Annotated in this window: 16 protein-coding genes and 1 tRNA gene; 11 read left to right on the top strand and 6 right to left on the bottom strand. The window is 61.7% G+C overall.

What is annotated here, in order from left to right; translation table 11 throughout:
- The first annotated feature begins 40 nt into the window (after positions 1-40).
- From CSC67_RS14255 to CSC67_RS14230, 6 genes are all read left to right on the top strand, one after another.
- Positions 41-187: a lmo0937 family membrane protein gene (locus tag CSC67_RS14255; protein WP_118995111.1), complete on the top strand. Its 147-nt coding sequence runs from the start codon at positions 41-43 to the stop codon at positions 185-187.
- A gap of 162 nt (positions 188-349) precedes the next feature.
- A complete protein-coding gene (locus tag CSC67_RS14250; RefSeq protein ID WP_167752896.1) occupies positions 350-1,168 on the top strand; it encodes a metallophosphoesterase in 819 nt (272 codons plus the stop codon).
- A 36-nt stretch (positions 1,169-1,204) separates the two neighbouring features.
- The gene (locus CSC67_RS14245; RefSeq protein ID WP_118995109.1) at positions 1,205-1,576 is read left to right on the top strand and encodes a YgiW/YdeI family stress tolerance OB fold protein; all 372 of its coding nucleotides are present in this window, start codon (positions 1,205-1,207) and stop codon (positions 1,574-1,576) included.
- 270 nt (positions 1,577-1,846) lie between these two features.
- Positions 1,847-2,911 carry an aromatic ring-hydroxylating dioxygenase subunit alpha gene (locus CSC67_RS14240; RefSeq protein WP_118995266.1) on the top strand — a complete coding sequence of 355 codons (1,065 nt, stop codon included), beginning with the start codon at positions 1,847-1,849 and terminating at the stop codon, positions 2,909-2,911.
- A gap of 29 nt (positions 2,912-2,940) precedes the next feature.
- Positions 2,941-4,116 carry an ABC transporter substrate-binding protein gene (locus CSC67_RS14235; RefSeq protein ID WP_118995108.1) on the top strand — a complete coding sequence of 392 codons (1,176 nt, stop codon included), beginning with the start codon at positions 2,941-2,943 and terminating at the stop codon, positions 4,114-4,116.
- A 134-nt stretch (positions 4,117-4,250) separates the two neighbouring features.
- On the top strand, positions 4,251-4,973 hold the full coding sequence (locus CSC67_RS14230; RefSeq protein WP_118995107.1) for a TetR/AcrR family transcriptional regulator: 723 nt from the start codon (positions 4,251-4,253) through the stop codon (positions 4,971-4,973).
- A 33-nt stretch (positions 4,974-5,006) separates the two neighbouring features.
- Here the strand turns inward: CSC67_RS14230 and CSC67_RS14225 are convergent.
- Positions 5,007-5,080 (bottom strand) — tRNA-Cys (locus tag CSC67_RS14225).
- A 150-nt stretch (positions 5,081-5,230) separates the two neighbouring features.
- On the opposite strand from CSC67_RS14225, the gene CSC67_RS14220 reads away from it, so the two are divergent.
- A complete protein-coding gene (locus tag CSC67_RS14220) occupies positions 5,231-5,722 on the top strand; it encodes an NADAR family protein (RefSeq protein ID WP_118995106.1) in 492 nt (163 codons plus the stop codon).
- Here the strand turns inward: CSC67_RS14220 and thiC are convergent.
- The gene (thiC, locus tag CSC67_RS14215) at positions 5,696-7,600 is read right to left on the bottom strand and encodes a phosphomethylpyrimidine synthase ThiC (protein WP_118995105.1); all 1,905 of its coding nucleotides are present in this window, start codon (positions 7,598-7,600) and stop codon (positions 5,696-5,698) included. The genes CSC67_RS14220 and thiC overlap by 27 nt on opposite strands.
- Positions 7,601-7,894: 294 nt before the next feature.
- On the opposite strand from thiC, the gene nhaA reads away from it, so the two are divergent.
- A complete protein-coding gene (gene nhaA / locus CSC67_RS14210) occupies positions 7,895-9,727 on the top strand; it encodes a Na+/H+ antiporter NhaA (protein ID WP_118995104.1) in 1,833 nt (610 codons plus the stop codon).
- Between the two features lie 71 nt (positions 9,728-9,798).
- Here nhaA and gcvA read toward each other — a convergent pair whose 3' ends face one another.
- The gene (gene gcvA, locus CSC67_RS14205) at positions 9,799-10,749 is read right to left on the bottom strand and encodes a transcriptional regulator GcvA (protein ID WP_118995103.1); all 951 of its coding nucleotides are present in this window, start codon (positions 10,747-10,749) and stop codon (positions 9,799-9,801) included.
- 223 nt (positions 10,750-10,972) lie between these two features.
- Between gcvA and CSC67_RS14200 the strand changes: the two genes are divergently transcribed.
- The 3 genes from CSC67_RS14200 (at position 10,973) to CSC67_RS14190 (ending at position 15,014) form a co-directional block, all read left to right on the top strand.
- On the top strand, positions 10,973-11,653 hold the full coding sequence (locus tag CSC67_RS14200) for a cupin domain-containing protein (protein ID WP_118995102.1): 681 nt from the start codon (positions 10,973-10,975) through the stop codon (positions 11,651-11,653).
- 102 nt (positions 11,654-11,755) lie between these two features.
- A complete protein-coding gene (locus CSC67_RS14195; RefSeq protein ID WP_118995101.1) occupies positions 11,756-12,973 on the top strand; it encodes an MFS transporter in 1,218 nt (405 codons plus the stop codon).
- A gap of 184 nt (positions 12,974-13,157) precedes the next feature.
- Positions 13,158-15,014 carry an ABC transporter ATP-binding protein gene (locus CSC67_RS14190; protein WP_118995100.1) on the top strand — a complete coding sequence of 619 codons (1,857 nt, stop codon included), beginning with the start codon at positions 13,158-13,160 and terminating at the stop codon, positions 15,012-15,014.
- A 22-nt stretch (positions 15,015-15,036) separates the two neighbouring features.
- Here CSC67_RS14190 and CSC67_RS14185 read toward each other — a convergent pair whose 3' ends face one another.
- From CSC67_RS14185 to CSC67_RS14175, 3 genes are all read right to left on the bottom strand, one after another.
- Positions 15,037-15,444: a YgiW/YdeI family stress tolerance OB fold protein gene (locus CSC67_RS14185; RefSeq protein WP_118995099.1), complete on the bottom strand. Its 408-nt coding sequence runs from the start codon at positions 15,442-15,444 to the stop codon at positions 15,037-15,039.
- Between the two features lie 92 nt (positions 15,445-15,536).
- Positions 15,537-16,919, bottom strand: coding sequence for a sensor histidine kinase (locus CSC67_RS14180; RefSeq protein WP_167752895.1), 1,383 nt, complete (start codon positions 16,917-16,919; stop codon positions 15,537-15,539).
- Positions 16,916-17,584 carry a response regulator transcription factor gene (locus tag CSC67_RS14175; protein ID WP_118995097.1) on the bottom strand — a complete coding sequence of 223 codons (669 nt, stop codon included), beginning with the start codon at positions 17,582-17,584 and terminating at the stop codon, positions 16,916-16,918. Before CSC67_RS14175 ends, CSC67_RS14180 begins: the two co-directional genes overlap by 4 nt.
- Positions 17,585-17,718 lie beyond the last annotated feature (134 nt).

The raw sequence follows: 17,718 nt of genomic DNA, 5'->3' as shown, positions 1-17,718 counted from the left end.
AAGACCCTCATGTTTCCATAACGCAAAAAAGGAAGATGCCATGCTTTACACCATTGCAGTCATTCTGTTGATTCTTTGGCTCCTCGGATTGGTGACCTCGTACACGATCGGCGGTTTCATTCACATCCTGATCGTGGTCGCCATCATCATGGTGCTGGTGCGCCTGATCAGCGGTCGCGCGCCCTAGCGTCCGCCGGCGTACTTTCATTCCGTCGGGGCGGCCTTCCATTGGGGCGGCGGCCCTTGCCGGGCGGGGTTTCGGCGGCAGTGCGCGGTATCGCCGCGGGGCGCCGCGCTCATGTCCTGACCGCGTCCGGGCGGAATGAATCGAATTCACAAAGAGATCAAAATGGAAAGCGCGGTGCGTCTGACCGCCATTCCGGAAGGCGCCGTGCTGCTGGTGCAGATTACGGATCTGCATCTGCCCGAAACAGCCGGAAGCCCGGTGGCGGGCGTGGACACCGACAGGAACCTGCGCAAAGTGCTCGGCGCCATGGCCCGCAGCCTACCCCGGAAACCCGATCTGGTCCTGGCTACCGGCGACATCGCCGATACCGGCGCAGCTTCTGCTTATATGCGATTTCAGCAGTACATGAACGAAGTCGAGGCGCCTGTCTTCGGCCTGCCCGGCAACCACGATCGTGCGTCCGTTCTGTTCGACGTATGGCGCGGCCATGTGCCCGAGTGGATAGACACGCCGGCGTGGCGCATCGTCATGCTCGATTCCACCTTGCCCGGCGAGGATGCCGGCCGCCTCGGGCCGGAGCGGCTCGACAGATTGCGGACAGCACTGGACAGCACGACGAACCATGTGCTGGTGGTGCTGCACCATCATCCCGTGCCGGTCCGCAGCCAGTGGCTGGACAAATACATGCTGAAGGACTCGAGCGCGCTGTTCGAATGCATCGGAGGCTGCGAGCAGGTGCGCGCCGTGCTGTGCGGGCACGTGCACCAGGAACTCGATGGCCGGCACCCTGGCATGGATGCATCGGCGCATACGCCGGTCCGCGTGCTGGCTTCTCCTTCGACCGCTTTCCAGTTTGCGCCTCGCACCCGCGAATATGCGCTGGATGACGCCGGCCCGGCTTACCGATGGTTGCTTCTGCACCCGGATGGCACGCTCGACACGACGGTAGAATATTTAACGGCCAATGGCGCCCGCCCTTGATGCGCAGCCTTGCATCGATTCGAACCAGGAGATCACATGTCCGCACCATCGAAATCCCGTCTGTTCTTCATCGGCGCCCTGCTTGCCGGCGCCACGGCCGCACCGGCCTACGCGCAGTACACCGGCCCCACCGAAGGCGGCCGCGCGCAAAACACCGTGGCAGCGATACTTGCCAACCCGACCGACGATCAGCAGATCACGATGCAAGGGCAGCTGTTGCGCAAGATCGGCAAAGAAAAATACATATTCTCGGACGGCACCGCCGAGATCGTGGCCGAGATCGACGACGACGATTTCCCGCGCGAGCCTGTCGATGAGAAGACCAAGGTAGAGATACACGGAGAAGTGGACACCGGCCTGCGCCGGCCGCCCGAAATCGAAGTGGACTCGATACGAGTGGTGAAGTAGTGCCCTAGGCTACACGTTCTGAGGCGACGTGACTGTGTATCGTCCTGCGGAAGGGTGAATAGCTTGGCTTCGGGGTGGCCGCTGAACGGTACTTGATATGTAGGGTATATACGGGTTTGTATGGGGGTCTCTCCTTCAGAAACCCGTTGTCTCGCTCAGAAGCGTATGCGAGAATAAACAAACCGGTCAACCTTCATGTAAAAGTATACCCGTAAAACAAACAGGTTGACCGTTTTGTTAGTGAATGCGTATGGTCTCGAGGAGGAGGGTATGAGCTTCATAAGAAACGCTTGGTATGTCGCATGTTGGAGTAGTGATGTCAAATTGGGGGAACTGTTTCACCGGCAAATCCTCGATGAGGCTGTCGTTTTCTATCGCACGCAAGAAGGTGAGACGGTGGCCTTGCAAGACCGGTGCCCCCACAGGTTTATTCCCCTGCATATGGGCAAACTTGTCGATGGCAGAATCCAGTGCGCCTACCATGGGTTGGAATTCGACTGTACGGGACGCTGCGTAAATAATCCGCATGGCGATGGCAGAATCCCCTCCGCTGCACGAGTCAAGAGCTTTCCGACTGTGGAGCGCCACACCTTCGTCTGGATCTGGCTAGGTGATGGGAAGCCCGATATCTCCGCCATCCCGGACTACGGTGTTCTCGATTCGCAAGCCGGCTACAAAACGAGCGGCGGCTACTTGCACATGAATGCGAATTACCAATTGATGGCTGATAACTTGATGGATTTGAGCCACATCACATATGTGCACGACGGTTATCTGGGAAGCCCTGAACAGGCAGGAGCAGCGGAAGTAGTGGAAAGCAGTGAACGGGCGGTGCAAGCCAATCGCTGGATGCCCAACATTTCGGTTCCCGGCATTTTCGATCTCCTGTATCGCCAGGATGGGCAAGCTGTGGATATGTGGACAAACATGAAATGGACCGCTCCGAGCTGTTTCCTGTTGGACACCGGTGTTCATAGGGTCGGAGGGCAAAAGGAAGAGCGTGGCTGGTACTACGGCGTCCACATTCTGACCCCTGAGACCGAGCATTCCACGCACTACTATTTTGCTGTTGCAATGCCCGTGGCCACGGCGCTCGGTCCCGACGAGGATCGTAGATACCAAGCACTCAGACGCTTTGCTTTCGAAGAGCAAGACAAGCCGATCCTCGAGGCTCAGCAAGCGGCGTTGACCGGCGCGGACTTTTGGGAGATGAAGCCAGTCCTTTTAAGCGTGGACGCCGGTTCTGTACGCATGCGCAGGATCATCGAACATATGCTGGAAGAAGAACGTAGTAATGCATCAACGTCGATAAATAACACCGCTGTTGCAGACTAAAAGTAGTCTCACCACTAAGGAGAAGAAACATGAAGCACGCCTTACGCGACTTACTCGTGGCTTGTGCGCTTTCGGCTTCAATGTCTATGGCTGCAATGGCCCAGGAGCCGATCAAGATCGGATTCATCGGGGAATTGACTGGCGCTACGGCGGGGGTTGGCCAAGATCAGCTCGACGGGTTCAGGCTGTTATTAAAGCGCAACGAAGGGAAGCTTGGAGGGGTCGAGATCGAGTTGATTACAGAGGACAGCCAGTTCAAGCCCGACGTTGGCACGCAGGTGGCCCGCCGACTGGTAGAGCGGGAAAAAGTGCCAATCATTACGGGCGTTTCCCATTCGAACATCATGATGGCCGTTCATAAATACATTACCGATAAAGGCGTCTTTCTTATAGGTTCCAATGCCGGCCCATCCCAGGTTGCCGGCGAACAATGTTCACCTTACCAGTTCATAACATCGTGGCAAGGAGATCAAGCTGCGGAAGCTGTCGGGAAATACGCAAAAGACCAAGGAATAAAAAATATTGTCGCGCTGGCGCCTAACTACCAGGCCGGCAAAGATGTGATTCAAGGTTTCAAACGCTACTATGATGAGCCGTTAGCTGACGAAGTCTATACATCGTTGACTCAAATGGATTTCTCCGCGGAGTTGTCGCAAATTGCGGCAGCTAATCCGGACGCGGTATTCGCCTTCTTTCCGGGCGGGCTCGGCGTTGCGTTTGCCAAGCAGTATTCACAAGCGGGTTTGATGGGTAAGATCCCGTTGTTGACCACCTATGTGGTCGATGCGCTTACGCTGCCCGCGATTGGCGACACGGCGCTTGGTGTGATCAGCGGCGGATTTTGGGCTCCGGATTTCCCCAATCAGCAAAGCAAACAGTTTGTTGAAGATTTCGAACGAGAATATGGGCGCATCCCTTCGAATTATGCGGCTCAGAGTTACGACGCTGCGCAGCTTTTGGACGCTGCGATTGCCGAGGTAAATGGTGACGTTGCCGATAAAAAGGCATTCATGAGCGCATTGAAGAATGCAAAATTCGATTCTGTTAGAGGCGAGTTCAAGTTCGGCAATAATCATTTTCCGATCCATGCCATGCATATCATGGAAGTCGTAAAAGACGGAAAGGGCCGACTGAATTTAAAAACAATCGCTACGCCGTTTGAGAATTATCAGGATGCCTATCATGAGCGGTGTCCATTAAGCTGAAGCGGAATAAACGAGCATGGGTTTCGGGGCCAAACAATACGGTATTGTTTGGCCCTTAAGTTGTGAACGTCTTGCAAGATCAACGCAGATATAATGGTCTGTACGCATAATTCAGATGTGGCGCGGCAAGTAAGATGACAGCGAGAAAAACGACCAAGCCTCACGGCGTATCTTCATTTGTTTCCGCTAATGATTTGCAAGCAGAAACCGACAAGCAAGCTGATTCACGTCCATCCGTAAAAGAGCGGGCAAGTAAGCGGCGTGCCCAAAGCGATCGCAGCCGGGACGCAAAGGCGCGTCTTTTGTCCGCGACCATCGACGTTTTAATGAGTCGCGGGTACAACGGACTGACTACCAAAGAAGTCGCTAAGAATGCGGGATTGTCGAATGGCGCTTTGGCGCACCATTATTCCACCAAGGCTGAACTAGTCTTGGCCGCAACGGCCGTCGTTTATGATGAATGCATCATAAGAGGTCAGCGTATGGCGAAAAGCCCCGAGTCGCGAGAGAATCCCGTCGAAGGTTTTATCGCTGACTGCCTTAGCGTATATTTTGAATGGCCATTTCTGGCTGCCTTGGAAGTCATTATGGTCGCCCGAACAGATCCTGATTTGATGTCGAGCATTCGCCCCATAATGCTGCATTACAGGCGTACCACCAACGCTTTATGGCTGCAGGTTTTTCAGGAGGCCGGATATACAGAAGAGCAGGCAAAAACTATTTTGAACCTGTCTTTAAATATTATCCGTGGAATGGCCGAAAACCGTATTTGGCAAAAGGACGAAGAGGCTTACCAACTATATTTAAAAGAGTGGGTAAAGCTGGTGAAGCAACAGTATCCAATCGGCCCCATTTAATTGGCGCAGCCTTGATGGCGCCAATTTCGAAACTGGAGGCGCCACTCGGAATCGAACCGGGGTACACGGATTTGCAATCCGCTGCATAACCACTCTGCCATGGCGCCGTAGGACTTTTCAATCCTTTGAGGGCTCGACGATTTTTCGTTGTTGTTTTTATATGGATGCATCGAGCCAAGTCCGCCATTATACACAACGGGAAAAAGGAAACGAACGGTACAATCGGCGGTCTGTCCACGGCGCAACCAGGAGGGGCAATGAGCCAGACCGAAACCACACTCAACGTTTCCAGCACTTCTTCGGACTGGAAGGGCGTGGCCCTGTCCAACTTCATGCTTTCGCCCTTCAGCCTCGACGGCATGCTGTTCGCCTCCATCGAGGGTTTCATCCAGGGCATCAAGTTTCCCGAGGGCGATCCGAGGCGCGAGCAGGCTTTCGTGTCCAGCGGATGGGATGCCAAGCACCTGGGCGACACGGCCGATCGCAGCGGCGCCTACTGGGACGGGCAGCGGCTGGACTATGGTTCGCCCGAGCATCATCGGCTCATCGAGCGGGCGCTTCGCGCCCGCATCGCGCAGAACTCCGGGCTGGCGCAGGTGCTGGCCTCGACCGCCGGCGCCACCCTCATCCACCGTACGGGAAGCGAGCCCGAGTCGCCTACGACCTCGCTTCCCGCCACGGTGTTTTGCCGCATACTCAACGAGATGCGCGACGAACTGCTATCAGATGGGAAGGTCCGCACGAGCTGAGGCATCGCCGGGCCTGATCACGGAAACCGGTTTTTCCGTGACTCCGTCCGAAGATTTCGCGTCCGCCGGCACGGATTCCGCGCATTCCTCCGCGGGCGCCTGCTCATCCAGCCCGTAGACGTCCTGCGACAGCTTCATGCTGCAAAACTGCGGTCCGCACATGGAGCAGAACTGGGCGGATTTCATGGCGTCCTTGGGCAGGGTCTGGTCATGGAACTCGCGTGCGGTTTCCGGGTCCAGCCCCAGGTTGAACTGGTCTTCCCAGCGGAATTCGAACCGCGCCTTGGACAGGGCGTTGTCCCGTATCGCGGCGCCGGGCATGCCCTTGGCCAGGTCGGCGGCATGGGCGGCGATCTTGTAGGTGATGATGCCGTCCTTCACATCCTGCTTGTCGGGCAGGCCCAGGTGCTCTTTGGGCGTCACGTAGCACAGCATGGCGGTGCCGTGCCAGGCGATCAGCGCCGCGCCGATGCCGGAGGTGATGTGGTCATAACCCGGCGCAATGTCGGTGGTAAGCGGGCCAAGGGTGTAGAAGGGCGCTTCGTGGCAGTGCTCCAGCTGCAGATCCATGTTTTCTTTGATGAGATGCATGGGCACGTGCCCGGGCCCTTCGATCATGGTCTGCACCTCGTGCCGCCATGCGATCCGGGTCAGCTCGCCCAAAGTGCGCAGCTCGGCGAACTGGGCTTCGTCGTTGGAGTCGTGGCCCGAGCCCGGCCGTAGGCCGTCACCCAGCGAGAAGCTCACGTCGTAGGCCTTCATGATCTCGCAGATCTCTTCGAAGCGTTCGTACAGAAAGCTTTCGCGCTGGTGGACCTGGCACCATTTGGCCATGATGGAGCCGCCGCGCGAGACGATGCCGGTCAGTCGGCCGGCGGTCAGCGGAATGAAGTCGCGCCGCACGCCGGCGTGGATGGTGAAGTAGTCCACCCCCTGTTCGGCCTGCTCCACCAGCGTGTCACGGAACAGTTCCCAGGTCAGTGCCTCGGCACGTCCGTCGACCTTCTCCAGCGCCTGGTAGAGGGGCACCGTGCCGATGGGCACGGGCGAATTGCGCAATATCCACTCGCGCGTTTCGTGGATGTTCTTGCCGGTCGACAGGTCCATCACCGTGTCGGCCCCCCAGCGCGTGGCCCAGGTCATTTTCTCGACTTCGTCGCGGATGCTGGAGCCCAGGGCCGAGTTGCCGATGTTGGCGTTGACCTTGACCAGGAAGTTGCGGCCGATGATCATCGGCTCGGATTCGGGATGATTGATGTTGGCCGGAATGATGGCGCGGCCGCGGGCCACTTCATCGCGCACGAACCCGGGTGTGATGTAGGGCGGAATCGCGGCGCCGAACGCCTGGCCGGCGTGCTGGCGCAGCAGGCGCTGGGCGGCGCGCTCCCCATCGGCGCCGCCGGCGGCCAGCGCCTCGATGTACTGCTCGCGCCGCAGATTCTCGCGTATGGCCACGAACTCCATCTCCGGAGTGACGATGCCGCGACGCGCATAATGCATCTGCGTCACGCAGCGGCCCGGAAGCGCCTTGCGCGGCGGCCGCATGCGACTGAACCGTATGGCGTCCAGGCGCTCATCGGTCTCGCGCGAGCGTCCATAGGCGCTGCTGACGCCGGCCAGCGGGGAGGTGTCGCCGCGCTCCGCGATCCAGTCCTCGCGCAGGGCGGGCAGGCCCTTGTACAAATCTATGGCGGCATCCGGATCGGTGTACGGGCCGCTGGTGTCGTAGACGGTAAGGGGAGGGTTGGGACGGCCGCCCAGCGCGGCGGGCGTATCGTCCTGTTCGATTTCCCGGAAGGGCACGCGTAGGTCGGGCCGCGAGCCGGTCTGGTAAACCTTGCGGGAACGCGGCAGCGGCGTGACGGCGGCGGTGTCCATGGCCGGGTCACGGTGGGGTAGATCAAAGTGGGTTTTCAAGATGTGCTCCAAAAAAAGATTAATGGAGCCGATAGGGATTTATCTCGTAGCGATTGAACGACGCGAAGTCGATTGAAGTACAACGAGCACGCTCCCAGCATCGGCGTTATCCGTACTGGTACGAAGGGACTCTCTCAACCAGCCGGCGCAAACCGGCAAGTACCCCTGCGTGCTGCCTAGTATAGCCCTTACAATGCAGACGAGGCGCCAGGCGCGCACGATGAAGCCGCTTCGCCATCGCAAAGGAGACTGCACGTGTCGCAACAAGCGGTAAGCTCCAAGCTCGATCGTCCCGTCGACGAGGCTCGCGATCATGTACTCGGCCCCGCCGATGCGCAGATCACGCTGGTCGAATACGGCAGCTATGCCTGTCCATACTGCCGGGCGGTGAACGAGCACATCGTTCAGCTCCGGCACGAGTTCGGCGACCGCCTGCGCTATGTCTTTCGCCATTTCCCCTTGCCGGGCAGCGATATCGCGCTGCGCGCCGCCCGTCTGGCCGAACACGCCGCCGACGAAGAGCGGTTCTGGCGCGCCCACATCACGCTGATGACGCGCTCGCATACCCTCAGCGACGACGACCTCGCCCAGGCGTCGCGCGATCTGGGCCTGCCCGCTTTCGAGCAGGCCATGTCGGCGGAAGACCCCCGCGCCGATGCCCGTATCGAAGCGGACGTCCACAGCGCCCGCGCAAGCGGGGTGGCCGTCACGCCCACCTTCTTCATCAACGGCAGGCGCTATGACGGCCCCTGGGATGAAAGCTCCTTCACCGACGCCATGTTGCGCACGCCCGGGCACCGCCTCCGCAGCGCGGCCGAGGATTTCGTCGGCTGGGCGCCCGCGGCCGGCCTGCTGCTGTTGCTGGCGGCGGTGTTGGCGGTGCTGCTGACCAACTCCGCGTGGGGGCCCGCCTTTGCGCAATGGTGGGAGCGTCCGCTTGGGTTCTCGTTCGGCGAGGCGGCGTTCAGCATGTCGCTGCTGCATTGGGTCAATGACGGGCTGCTGACCTTCTTCTTTCTCGTCGTCGGCCTGGAGATCAAGCGTGAATTTACGGTGGGACACCTGGCCGAATTGCGCGTTGCGGCCTTGCCCGTCGCCGCGGCGCTTGGCGGCATGGCTGTTCCCGCCCTGGTCTATTGGCTGATCGTGTCCGCCGGCCCCTGGTCGCACGGCTGGGGCGTGCCCATGGCCACCGACACCGCTTTTGCCGTCGCGCTGATAGCCATGATGGGCGATCGGGTTCCGACCTCGCTGCGGGTGTTCCTCACCGCCGCCGCCATCGTGGACGACATCGGTTCCATCGTGGTCGTGGCGGCTTTCTATTCGGATGCGCTGAGCCTGCAATACCTGGCGGGGGCGGCGGTGCTTGTCGGTGTGCTGGCTCTGCTCAACCATGCCCACATCTACCGTGTCGCTCCCTATGCCGCGGTGGGCATTCTGTTATGGGCCTGCGTCCATGCCAGCGGCCTGCACGCCACTTTGGCCGGCGTGCTGCTCGCCCTGTTCATCCCCACCCGGCCGCCCGTCAACATGGTGGCGCTCACCGCCCAGGCCGATGCCATCCTGAGGGCCGAGGCGCGCCGCAGCGGCGAAGTGTTGCGCAGCGGTCCATCGCAGCCGGCCCTGAAAGCCTTCGACGCCCTGCACGACAGGCTGGAGTCGCCCGCCGCCCGCATGCTGCGCACTGTCGGCGCCCGTTCGAGCTATGTCGTGCTTCCCCTGTTCGCTCTGGCCAACGCGGGCGTCGCCATCGCGCCCGGCATCCTCGAACATCATGGGCCGCTGGTACTGGCCATCATGGCGGGACTGGTCCTGGGCAAGCCGCTGGGCCTGGTCGGCGCCTCCTGGGCCGCAGTCAGGTTGGGGCTGGCGAAAAAACCGTCTGACTATTCTTGGCGCCAGCTCATCGGCGCGGGGGCGCTTGCCGGCATAGGCTTCACCATGTCGCTTTTCATTGCCGGCCAGGCCTTTCCGGGCGAAGCCGATTTCGTCGCCGCCAAGGCGGCCGTCTTCATCGGGTCCATTATTTCGTCTGTGATTGGGGTTGTCATTCTATGGAAAACCGGCGGCGAGCCACGTCCGGAATGACAGGCCTAAGGTTGCGGCGACCATGCTCGCAAGGGCATGGACGGCTTTGGCGATGCGATGCGGGCCGTTTTTCAAAGACTGCGGAAACCGGGGTGCGTGCCACTGCGCCGGAAGCGGGATGCCTCTTGCATGAGCCATTGTCGAAATGCCAGCAACTTGGGCAAGGACGCGCATTCCGCGCGATAGACGATATAGTAGGCCAGCTCCGACAGTTGCTCGACGCCGGGAAACAGTTGGACCAGACGGCCCGCCGCCAGGTCGTCATGGGCCATGACGCTGCGGGCCAAGGCGACGCCGTGGCCGTCGATCGCCGGCTGCAGTACGGCCGCCGAGTTGTTCACTTGCATTCCCCGGCCGGTGTCCACCTCGGCGGCCCCAGCGTGCGACAGCCAGGCGCCCCACGAGGCGAAGCCTATATGGGTGTCCACCGACAGGTCATGAATCAGGGCCTTTCCCGCGAGATCGTTCGGCTGTTTCATTGGCCCGTTCCTGGCAAGCCAGCCGGGTGAACAGACGGGATAGATTTCTTCATCCATCAATTTTTCGGCGACCAGCCCCGGCCAGGCGCCACGTCCGTACCGGACGCCCACGTCTATACCTTGAGTGGCGAAATCCATGAGCCTGAGGCTGGTATCCAGGCGCACGTCCGTCTCGGGACAAAGGGCGCGGAAATTCTCGATGCGCGGCAGCAGCCACTTGGCGGCGAACGCGGGACTGACTGTCGCGGTCAGCACGCCTGAACGCGTTTCTTCCCGCAGCCGCCCGAGCCCCGCGCTCAGCCGCTCGAACCCGGCCTGGATGTCGGGAAGGGCGCGTGTGGCCGCGTCGGTCGGAATCAAGCGGACACGCCCGCCGCGCGTCCTGTGAAACAGCGGAGCGCCCAACCAGTCTTCCAACGAGCGCACCAGTTGGCCCACGGCCGCCGGCGTGACGTTGAGTTCCGATGCAGCGGCCGAGAAGCTCTGGTGACGCGCGCTGGCTTCGAAGGCACGCAGCGCATTCAGAAAACCGGGAGAATTCATACGGTATAGATTTTCTTTCAGTGAAGTAAAGAATATCGCTGTTGCGAAGGGATGCGAGCCGATCGAAAATAGTGGCTGCCAATGGGTATTGAGATCCGGCTCGGCCCAGGTTGCAGGATAGATTTTCTGCCACTATAAGCGGCCTGTAGATAGCAACCCTCGAAAGGCGCAATGCTGAGGGCGCCGATTCCGGTCTTTACTCTAGAAGGTTCGAAAAAACTCCATGCTCGTCAATGCCGACTTTTCGCGCCGCGCCCTCGTCGAGGCGCGGCAGTATCAATGGATGCAGTCGCCGCAGTCCGGCGTCGAGCGCGTGATGCTGGACCGGGTGGGCGAAGAGAAAGCCCGGGCGACGAGCATCGTACGCTACGCACCCGGTTCTCATTTTCCCAGTCATCGGCATCCTGGCGGCGAAGAAATCCTCGTGTTATCGGGTGTCTTTTCCGACGGCGAGGGGCATTGTCCGGCCGGCTGGTATCTGCGCAACCCGCCGGGCTCCAGCCATCAGCCCTTCAGCGAAGAAGGCGCCACCATCTTCGTCAAACTATGGCAGATGCCGCAAGGCGATCGTCGCCGCGTGCGTATCGACACCAGGGATCAGCGCAACTGGGTCGCGCGGGCCGAAGGGGCATCCTGCGAGCTGTTTGACGGGCCCGCCGAACATGTTTCCCTGCAACGGCTGGCGGCGGGCGCTGCCGTATTCAGCGGCCCCGTCGAAGGCGCAGAAATCCTCGTGCTGGAGGGCTGCCTGCTAGAGAACGGGCGGCAGTATGACAGCGGCGACTGGATCCGGCTGCCGCCAGGCCGGTACGCAGATTTCAAGGCGGGCGGCGCAGGTTCCGTCATCTATCTCAAGACCGGCCATCTCAATAACTCCACCATCATCGGCGGCGCTTCTGCATGACGCGCGACTCGCCATTGAGAATCGCCGTTAATCAAGGACGGCCCCGTTGTTCATACGCGGACGACCTGCATTTTCCGCAGTTCCAAAGTAGCTTCCATTCATATGACACATGACAGCACAGTCGCCGGGGGCGACTCTTCCACCATACTTCCTGAAAATGTGCAGCGCGGAAATATCTGGCGGCTGTCGATTTCCCAGGCTTTGGCCGGCGCGAACTCGGTGGTGGTCTACGCCACCGGCTCCATCGTCGGGAATATGCTGGCTCCCACCCCCATGCTGGCCACTCTGCCCATATCCATCTTTGTAGTGGGCATGGCGGCGTGCATCCTGCCCGCCGGAAGAATCGCCCAGCGCCATGGTCGGCGCGCCGCTTTTCTGGCCGGCACGGGAGCGGGAGTGCTGGCCGGGCTGCTGGCCATGCTTGCCGTCCTGCAGGGCTGGTTCTGGCTGTTCTGCCTGGCCACATTCTTCGGGGGCGGCTATGCGGCGGTCGTGCTTTCTTTCCGCTTTGCCGCCGCCGACGGCGTGGATGCGAAGCGGCGTGCGCGCGCCTTGTCGCTGGTCATGTTCGGCGGCGTGGCGGCCGGGGTCGTGGGGCCGCAATTGGTGACGTGGACCATGGATTTATGGCCCCCGTACATGTTCGCGATCACCTTTCTCGTGCAGTCCGCGGCCGCGGCGCTTTCCGCGCTCATTCTGCTGGGTGTCCGCCTGCCTTTGCCGACCATGGCCGAGCAGGCGGGAGGGCGGCCGCTGAAGGAAATCGTGCTGCAGGTACGCTTCATCTCGGCGGTGATTTGCGGCGCGGTGTCCTACATGCTGATGAACTTCCTCATGACGGCTGCGCCGCTGGCCATGCATCTGTGCGGCCATTCGCAGGCCTCGGCCAACCTGGGCCTGCAGTGGCACGTCATCGCGATGTACGGACCCAGTTTTTTCACAGGCAAGTTGATCACTCGCTACGGCGCCGGTTCCATCGCCGCGCTGGGCTTGTTCCTGACCGGTCTTTCCGCAGCCGTCGGGCTGGGCGGAATAGACGTCATGCATTTCTGGTGGTCCCTGATCCTGCTCGGAGTCGGCTGGAACTTCGGGTTTCTGGGTGCATCCGCCCTGGTCCTGGAGTGCCACAGGCCCGAAGAAAAGACCCGGGTCCAGTCGCTTAACGACTTCATCGTTTTTGGCTTGATGGCCGCGGGGTCTTTCTCCTCCGGCGGACTGCTGAGCGCATATGGATGGAATACCGTGCTGTGGGTGTCCTTCATCCCCCTGGTGCTGGCGGCGATGGTGCTGGTACCGGCCATGAGGAAGAAGCCGGCCTAGACGGCCGGAGCGGAAGCGGGCCCGGCTGCAAGAGCCGGCGGCGGCATGCCGGCGCGACAGCGCATCGCCGGCGGCTTAATGTAGTGCCGATAAGCGCGCGGGAGACGGGCAAAGTTTCCGAAGGGCGAACACGATCGTCCACTCAATGAGAAAATATCGAAATCGACAGTTTCCGGAGGCGATCTTGCTCCGCTGGTTTGAAAGTTTTCTCAATCCCTTCCCTCCCGAAGAGGCGCCCCTGCCTCCCAAGGGTCTGTTCTCCTTCTTGTGGGCCTGCACTCACGGCTCGCGCCGCTACCTGGCGGCGCTGGCGGTGTTCAGTGCCAGCGTGTCGATCTACGAGGCATGGCTGTTCGCCTTTCTTGGCCAGGTGGTGGACCTGCTTTCCGCATGGCAGTCGGGCGAACAGGCCGCTGTGCAAGAGCAGCGCGCATTATGGATCATCGGCATCGTGCTGCTGGCCAGCGTCGTGCTGGTGGCGCTGCGCACCATGGTGCAGCACCAGGTGCTGGCCATCAACCTGCCTTTGCGGCTGCGGTGGGACTTCCATCGCCTCATGCTCAAGCAAAGCCTGGCCTTCTTCTCGGACGAGTTCGCCGGACGCGTCACGACCAAGGTCATGCAGACGGCGCTGGCCGTGCGCGAAGTGCTCCTGACCTTCGTCGAAATCGTGCTGGGCATCGGCGTATATTTTGTAACCATCATTGCGCTGGCGGGCGGATTCGATACGCGGCTAATGCTGCCCTTCGTAGGCTGGGTGGCGCTGTATGGGCTGGCCATGTGGTATTTCGTGCCGCGCCTGGGCAAGGTCGGGCAAGAGCAGGCCCATGCCCGCTCGTCCATGACGGGGCGCATCACCGACGCCTATTCCAATATCACCACCGTCAAGCTGTTTTCGCACACCCGGCGCGAGGCGCAGTTCGCCCGTGCCGCCATGGAAGATTTCAAGGACACCGGCTTTCGCCAGATGCGCCTTGTCAGCCAGTTCGAGATCGTCAACCAGGCGCTGGTGTCGGCCCTGATCTTCGCCTCGGGCGGCTACGCCTTGTGGCTGTGGCACGGCGGGCAGATCGGCATCGGCGCCGTGGCGGCGGTCACGGCCATGTCCTTGCGCGTCAACGGCATGTCGCACTGGATCATGTGGCAGATGGCCACGCTGTTCGAAAACATAGGCACGGTGCAGGACGGCATCGCCACGCTTACACGCGTCGCCAAGGTGCAGGATGCGCCCAACGCGCCCGCGCTGGAAGTGACGCGCGGCGAAGTGGAGTTCGACCGCATCTCCTTCAACTACAACGGCGAGCGCCAGGTATTCGACGGCCTGACCCTGAAAGTGCGGCCGGGCGAGAAGATCGGTCTGGTGGGGCGTTCCGGCGCCGGAAAATCCACCCTGATCACGCTGCTGCTTCGTTTCTACGACCTGGACAGCGGGCAGATACGCATAGACGGACAGGACATCTCCAAGGTCACTCAGGACAGCTTGCGAAGCGCCATCGGCATGGTCACCCAGGATACGTCCTTGCTGCATCGGTCCATCCGCGACAACATAGCCTATGGGCGTCCGGACGCCACCGACGCCGAGATACACGCCGCCGCCGTCCATGCCCAGGCCGACGATTTCATCCGCGAGTTGAGCGACCCGCAAGGCCGCAGCGGCTACGACACTCTGGTCGGCGAGCGCGGCGTCAAGCTGTCCGGCGGCCAGCGCCAGCGCATCGCCATTGCGCGCGTCATGCTCAAGAACGCCCCCATCCTTCTGCTGGACGAGGCCACCAGCGCGCTGGATTCCGAGGTGGAGGTGGCCATACAGGAAAGCCTGGACGAAATGATGGAGGGCAAGACCGTGATCGCCATCGCTCATCGCCTGTCGACCATCGCGGCCATGGACAGGCTCATCGTCCTGGATCAGGGCCGCGTCATCGAAGAAGGCCGCCACGCCGACCTGCTGAGGCTGAACGGCGTCTATGCGCGCCTGTGGAGCCACCAGAGCGGCGGCTTCCTGGGGCAGGAAGGCGAGGTGGCTCCGAATACGACGCAGTAGCTAGGGCAGGGGGCGCTTGCGCTCAAGGCAGCAGGGTCAGGTGGTCCACCTCGAACTCGGTCTTGCGCAGGCCCTTGTCGAACTCGCCCGTCAGTTCCACACGTTGTTCGGCGCTGACGGTCTGGCCGGCGGGAAATTCTTCATTGTCGATCTCGACGGTGATGCGGCCCGTTGCATCCTCGAAGGTATAGCGCTCGTCGCCTTCGAATGAAACGATACGCCCCTGCAGGCGAGCCGCCTGATCGTCGCGGCCGGTGTCGACCAATTGCTTGACCGTCATCAGCGGCACGTTGTTGGGCCCCGAGTATGAGCCCTGGGCGGCCGCCTTGGAAGCGTTGCTGGGGCCGGTGTAGCCTGAAGGCTGGGCGAAGGCCAGGGTGGCGGCGCCCAAGGCCATGACAGCGGCGGCTGCGGATACGGTATAGCGCATGGTTCAATTCCTTTTCGTGTTGTACAAGAGGTTCCGCTGATCGCGAAACAACGCCATTAAAAAGGTTGAACCTGAAGGCAATCTGATGTGATTCAGTCCGGGGGGAAATCGAGCACGGCGCTCAGCCCGCGGCCATCCAGCCCGTCTTCGAAGTGCAGGCGCGCGCCGTGCAGCGCTGCGATGCGCGCCACAATGGACAGGCCCAGGCCATTGCCGGTCTGGCCGGTGCCCAGCACCCGAAAGAACCGTTCGCCCAGACGCTCCCGCTGGCCGGGCGGAACACCGGCTCCGTCGTCACGTACCGCCAGGCGGACGCCGCCCTGGGGCAGCGGCATGGTCTCGATGCGTACCCGAACGCCCTCACCCCCGTAGCGCGCGGCATTGTCGATCAGGTTGCGCAGCGCACTGGCCAGCAGTACGGGCGCTGCCTGCACCATCGGCACGGCCAAGGCCCGCTCCAACTGTATATTCGCGGTCTGCAGATTGAGGTTGTCCAGCAGCTTATTCAGATCCACGGTTTCGCGTACCAGAGGTTCAGTCCGGGGCTCCAGCCGTGCCAGCGCCAGCAGATTCTCCACCAATGCGGTGCAACGATCGAGATCGGCGCGCAATTGCTTCAAGTGAGCGCCGGGCAGCTTCAGCTCGCGCTCGATGAGCTGTACGCGCATGCGCAGCGCCGCCAGCGGTGTGCGCAACTCGTGTGCGGCGTCGGCCGTGAAGCGCCGCTCGCTGTCCAGCGCTTGGGCCAGACGAGCCAGCAGCGCATTGAGCGCAGCCAGGATCGGCTGCAGCTCGCGCGGCGGATTCTGCGCCCGCACCGGCGTCAAGTCGTGCGGCGACTTGGCGTCGATGAGCATGGCCGTGTCCTCCAGCGGCCGCAGCAGGCGCCGGATCAGCAACCAGCTCAGCAGGCCAAGCATCGCCAGCAGCCCCAGCGCGGGCCAGGCCAGGTTCTCGGCCATCTCCTCCAGCAATTCCAGGCGCTCTTCCATCGGCTGAGCCACCTGAGCGGTGACGCCTTCCGGACCCGGACGCACGTGCACGCGCCAGAGCTCATCTCCGGCCCAGACCGTGACCGTTTCCTCGCGCCGCGCATTCGGGACAAAGGCGGTTTCCGGCGTGTCGTCGCCCCGGACCAGCACCCGTCCATCGGACGCGACGAGCTGATGGTATATGCGCAGCCTCGGCGCATCGCCGCGCCCCACGCGCGCGCCCCGATCCGGGCCGGTGTCCAGTTCGCCCTGCGGAGCCAATTGCAATACCAGCCGCGAGCCTTCCTCCAATGCGTCATCGAAAACGTCGCTGGTGGCGAACCACGCCACGCCGACGACGATGGCAAGGCTGATCAGCCATAGGCCTATGCTGGTTCCCATCACGGCCAGCAGCAGGCGCCGCCGCAATGACCAGCCACGAGGCGGTTGGTAAGCCGCAGGTTGCGGGAGGCGCCTGCCCGGCAGCCAATGGGGCAGACTCATGCCGGCGCCAGCCCGTAGCCCTGGTTGCGCACCGTCACGATGAAACGGCTGCCCAGCTTCTTGCGCAGGTTGTAGATGTGAGCTTCGATGGCGTTGCTCTCGACCTCTTCGCCCCAACCGTAAAGGGCCTCCTCCAGCTGGGCACGGCTCAGGATATGGCTGGGGTGGCGCATCAAGGCCTGCAAGACGGCGAATTCGCGTGCGGTGAGCGACAGCGGCGCGCCGTCCAGGGTCACGCGCTTGGCGGCCGGATCGAGGGCCACCGCGCCGTGGCGCAGCTCGGGCGTGTGCTGTGCCGCGCCACGGCGCAGGACCGCCCGCACACGGGCCGACAGCTCTTCCAGGTCGAAAGGCTTGACCAGGTAGTCGTCCGCGCCCAGGTCCAGTCCCTTGATGCGATCGGCCAATGCGTCGCGCGCCGTAATCATGATTACCGGCAACGATGCCCGGGGGGCGCCGGCGGCACGCAACGCCTGCAGGACGACGTCTCCATCCAGACCGGGCAGGCTCCGATCCAGCAGTACGCACTGGTAGGCGTGGGTGGCCAGCGCGGTAGCGGCTTGATCGCCGCGCTGCAGCCAGTCCACCGCATAGCCGTCCATCTTCAGCCATGACTGCAGGGAGCTGCCCAGTGAATAGTCGTCTTCGATCAGCAGGATGCGCATTCAGAGAGCCTACGATAGAAAGATTGAGTGAAACTGATGCTTTACACGTCAGGGCCGATAATCGACGCGCTCCGGAGCGATTCCATCGGAATCAGAAGGGCGCGAATCATTATTATCGCGTGGTGTTCAATCCT

The sequence above is a fragment of the Pusillimonas caeni genome (assembly GCF_003545815.1).
GTDB lineage: Bacteria > Pseudomonadota > Gammaproteobacteria > Burkholderiales > Burkholderiaceae_B > Pusillimonas > Pusillimonas caeni.
Note: the sequence above shows the minus strand (reverse complement) of the source record. Positions and strands in the feature narration are given on the sequence as shown.

Bases quoted from the DNA above. Each gene is read 5' to 3' on its own strand.
- CSC67_RS14255 (WP_118995111.1), top strand. From the start codon at position 41: ATGCTTTACACCATTGCAGTCATTCTGTTGATTCTTTGGCTCCTCGGA.
- CSC67_RS14250 (WP_167752896.1), top strand. From the start codon at position 350: ATGGAAAGCGCGGTGCGTCTGACCGCCATTCCGGAAGGCGCCGTGCTG.
- CSC67_RS14245 (WP_118995109.1), top strand. From the start codon at position 1,205: ATGTCCGCACCATCGAAATCCCGTCTGTTCTTCATCGGCGCCCTGCTT.
- CSC67_RS14240 (WP_118995266.1), top strand. From the start codon at position 1,847: ATGAGCTTCATAAGAAACGCTTGGTATGTCGCATGTTGGAGTAGTGAT.
- CSC67_RS14235 (WP_118995108.1), top strand. From the start codon at position 2,941: ATGAAGCACGCCTTACGCGACTTACTCGTGGCTTGTGCGCTTTCGGCT.
- CSC67_RS14230 (WP_118995107.1), top strand. From the start codon at position 4,251: ATGACAGCGAGAAAAACGACCAAGCCTCACGGCGTATCTTCATTTGTT.
- CSC67_RS14220 (WP_118995106.1), top strand. From the start codon at position 5,231: ATGAGCCAGACCGAAACCACACTCAACGTTTCCAGCACTTCTTCGGAC.
- thiC (WP_118995105.1), bottom strand. From the start codon at position 7,600: ATGGACACCGCCGCCGTCACGCCGCTGCCGCGTTCCCGCAAGGTTTAC.
- gcvA (WP_118995103.1), bottom strand. From the start codon at position 10,749: ATGAATTCTCCCGGTTTTCTGAATGCGCTGCGTGCCTTCGAAGCCAGC.
- CSC67_RS14200 (WP_118995102.1), top strand. From the start codon at position 10,973: ATGCTCGTCAATGCCGACTTTTCGCGCCGCGCCCTCGTCGAGGCGCGG.
- CSC67_RS14195 (WP_118995101.1), top strand. From the start codon at position 11,756: ATGACACATGACAGCACAGTCGCCGGGGGCGACTCTTCCACCATACTT.
- CSC67_RS14185 (WP_118995099.1), bottom strand. From the start codon at position 15,444: ATGCGCTATACCGTATCCGCAGCCGCCGCTGTCATGGCCTTGGGCGCC.
- CSC67_RS14180 (WP_167752895.1), bottom strand. From the start codon at position 16,919: ATGAGTCTGCCCCATTGGCTGCCGGGCAGGCGCCTCCCGCAACCTGCG.
- CSC67_RS14175 (WP_118995097.1), bottom strand. From the start codon at position 17,584: ATGCGCATCCTGCTGATCGAAGACGACTATTCACTGGGCAGCTCCCTG.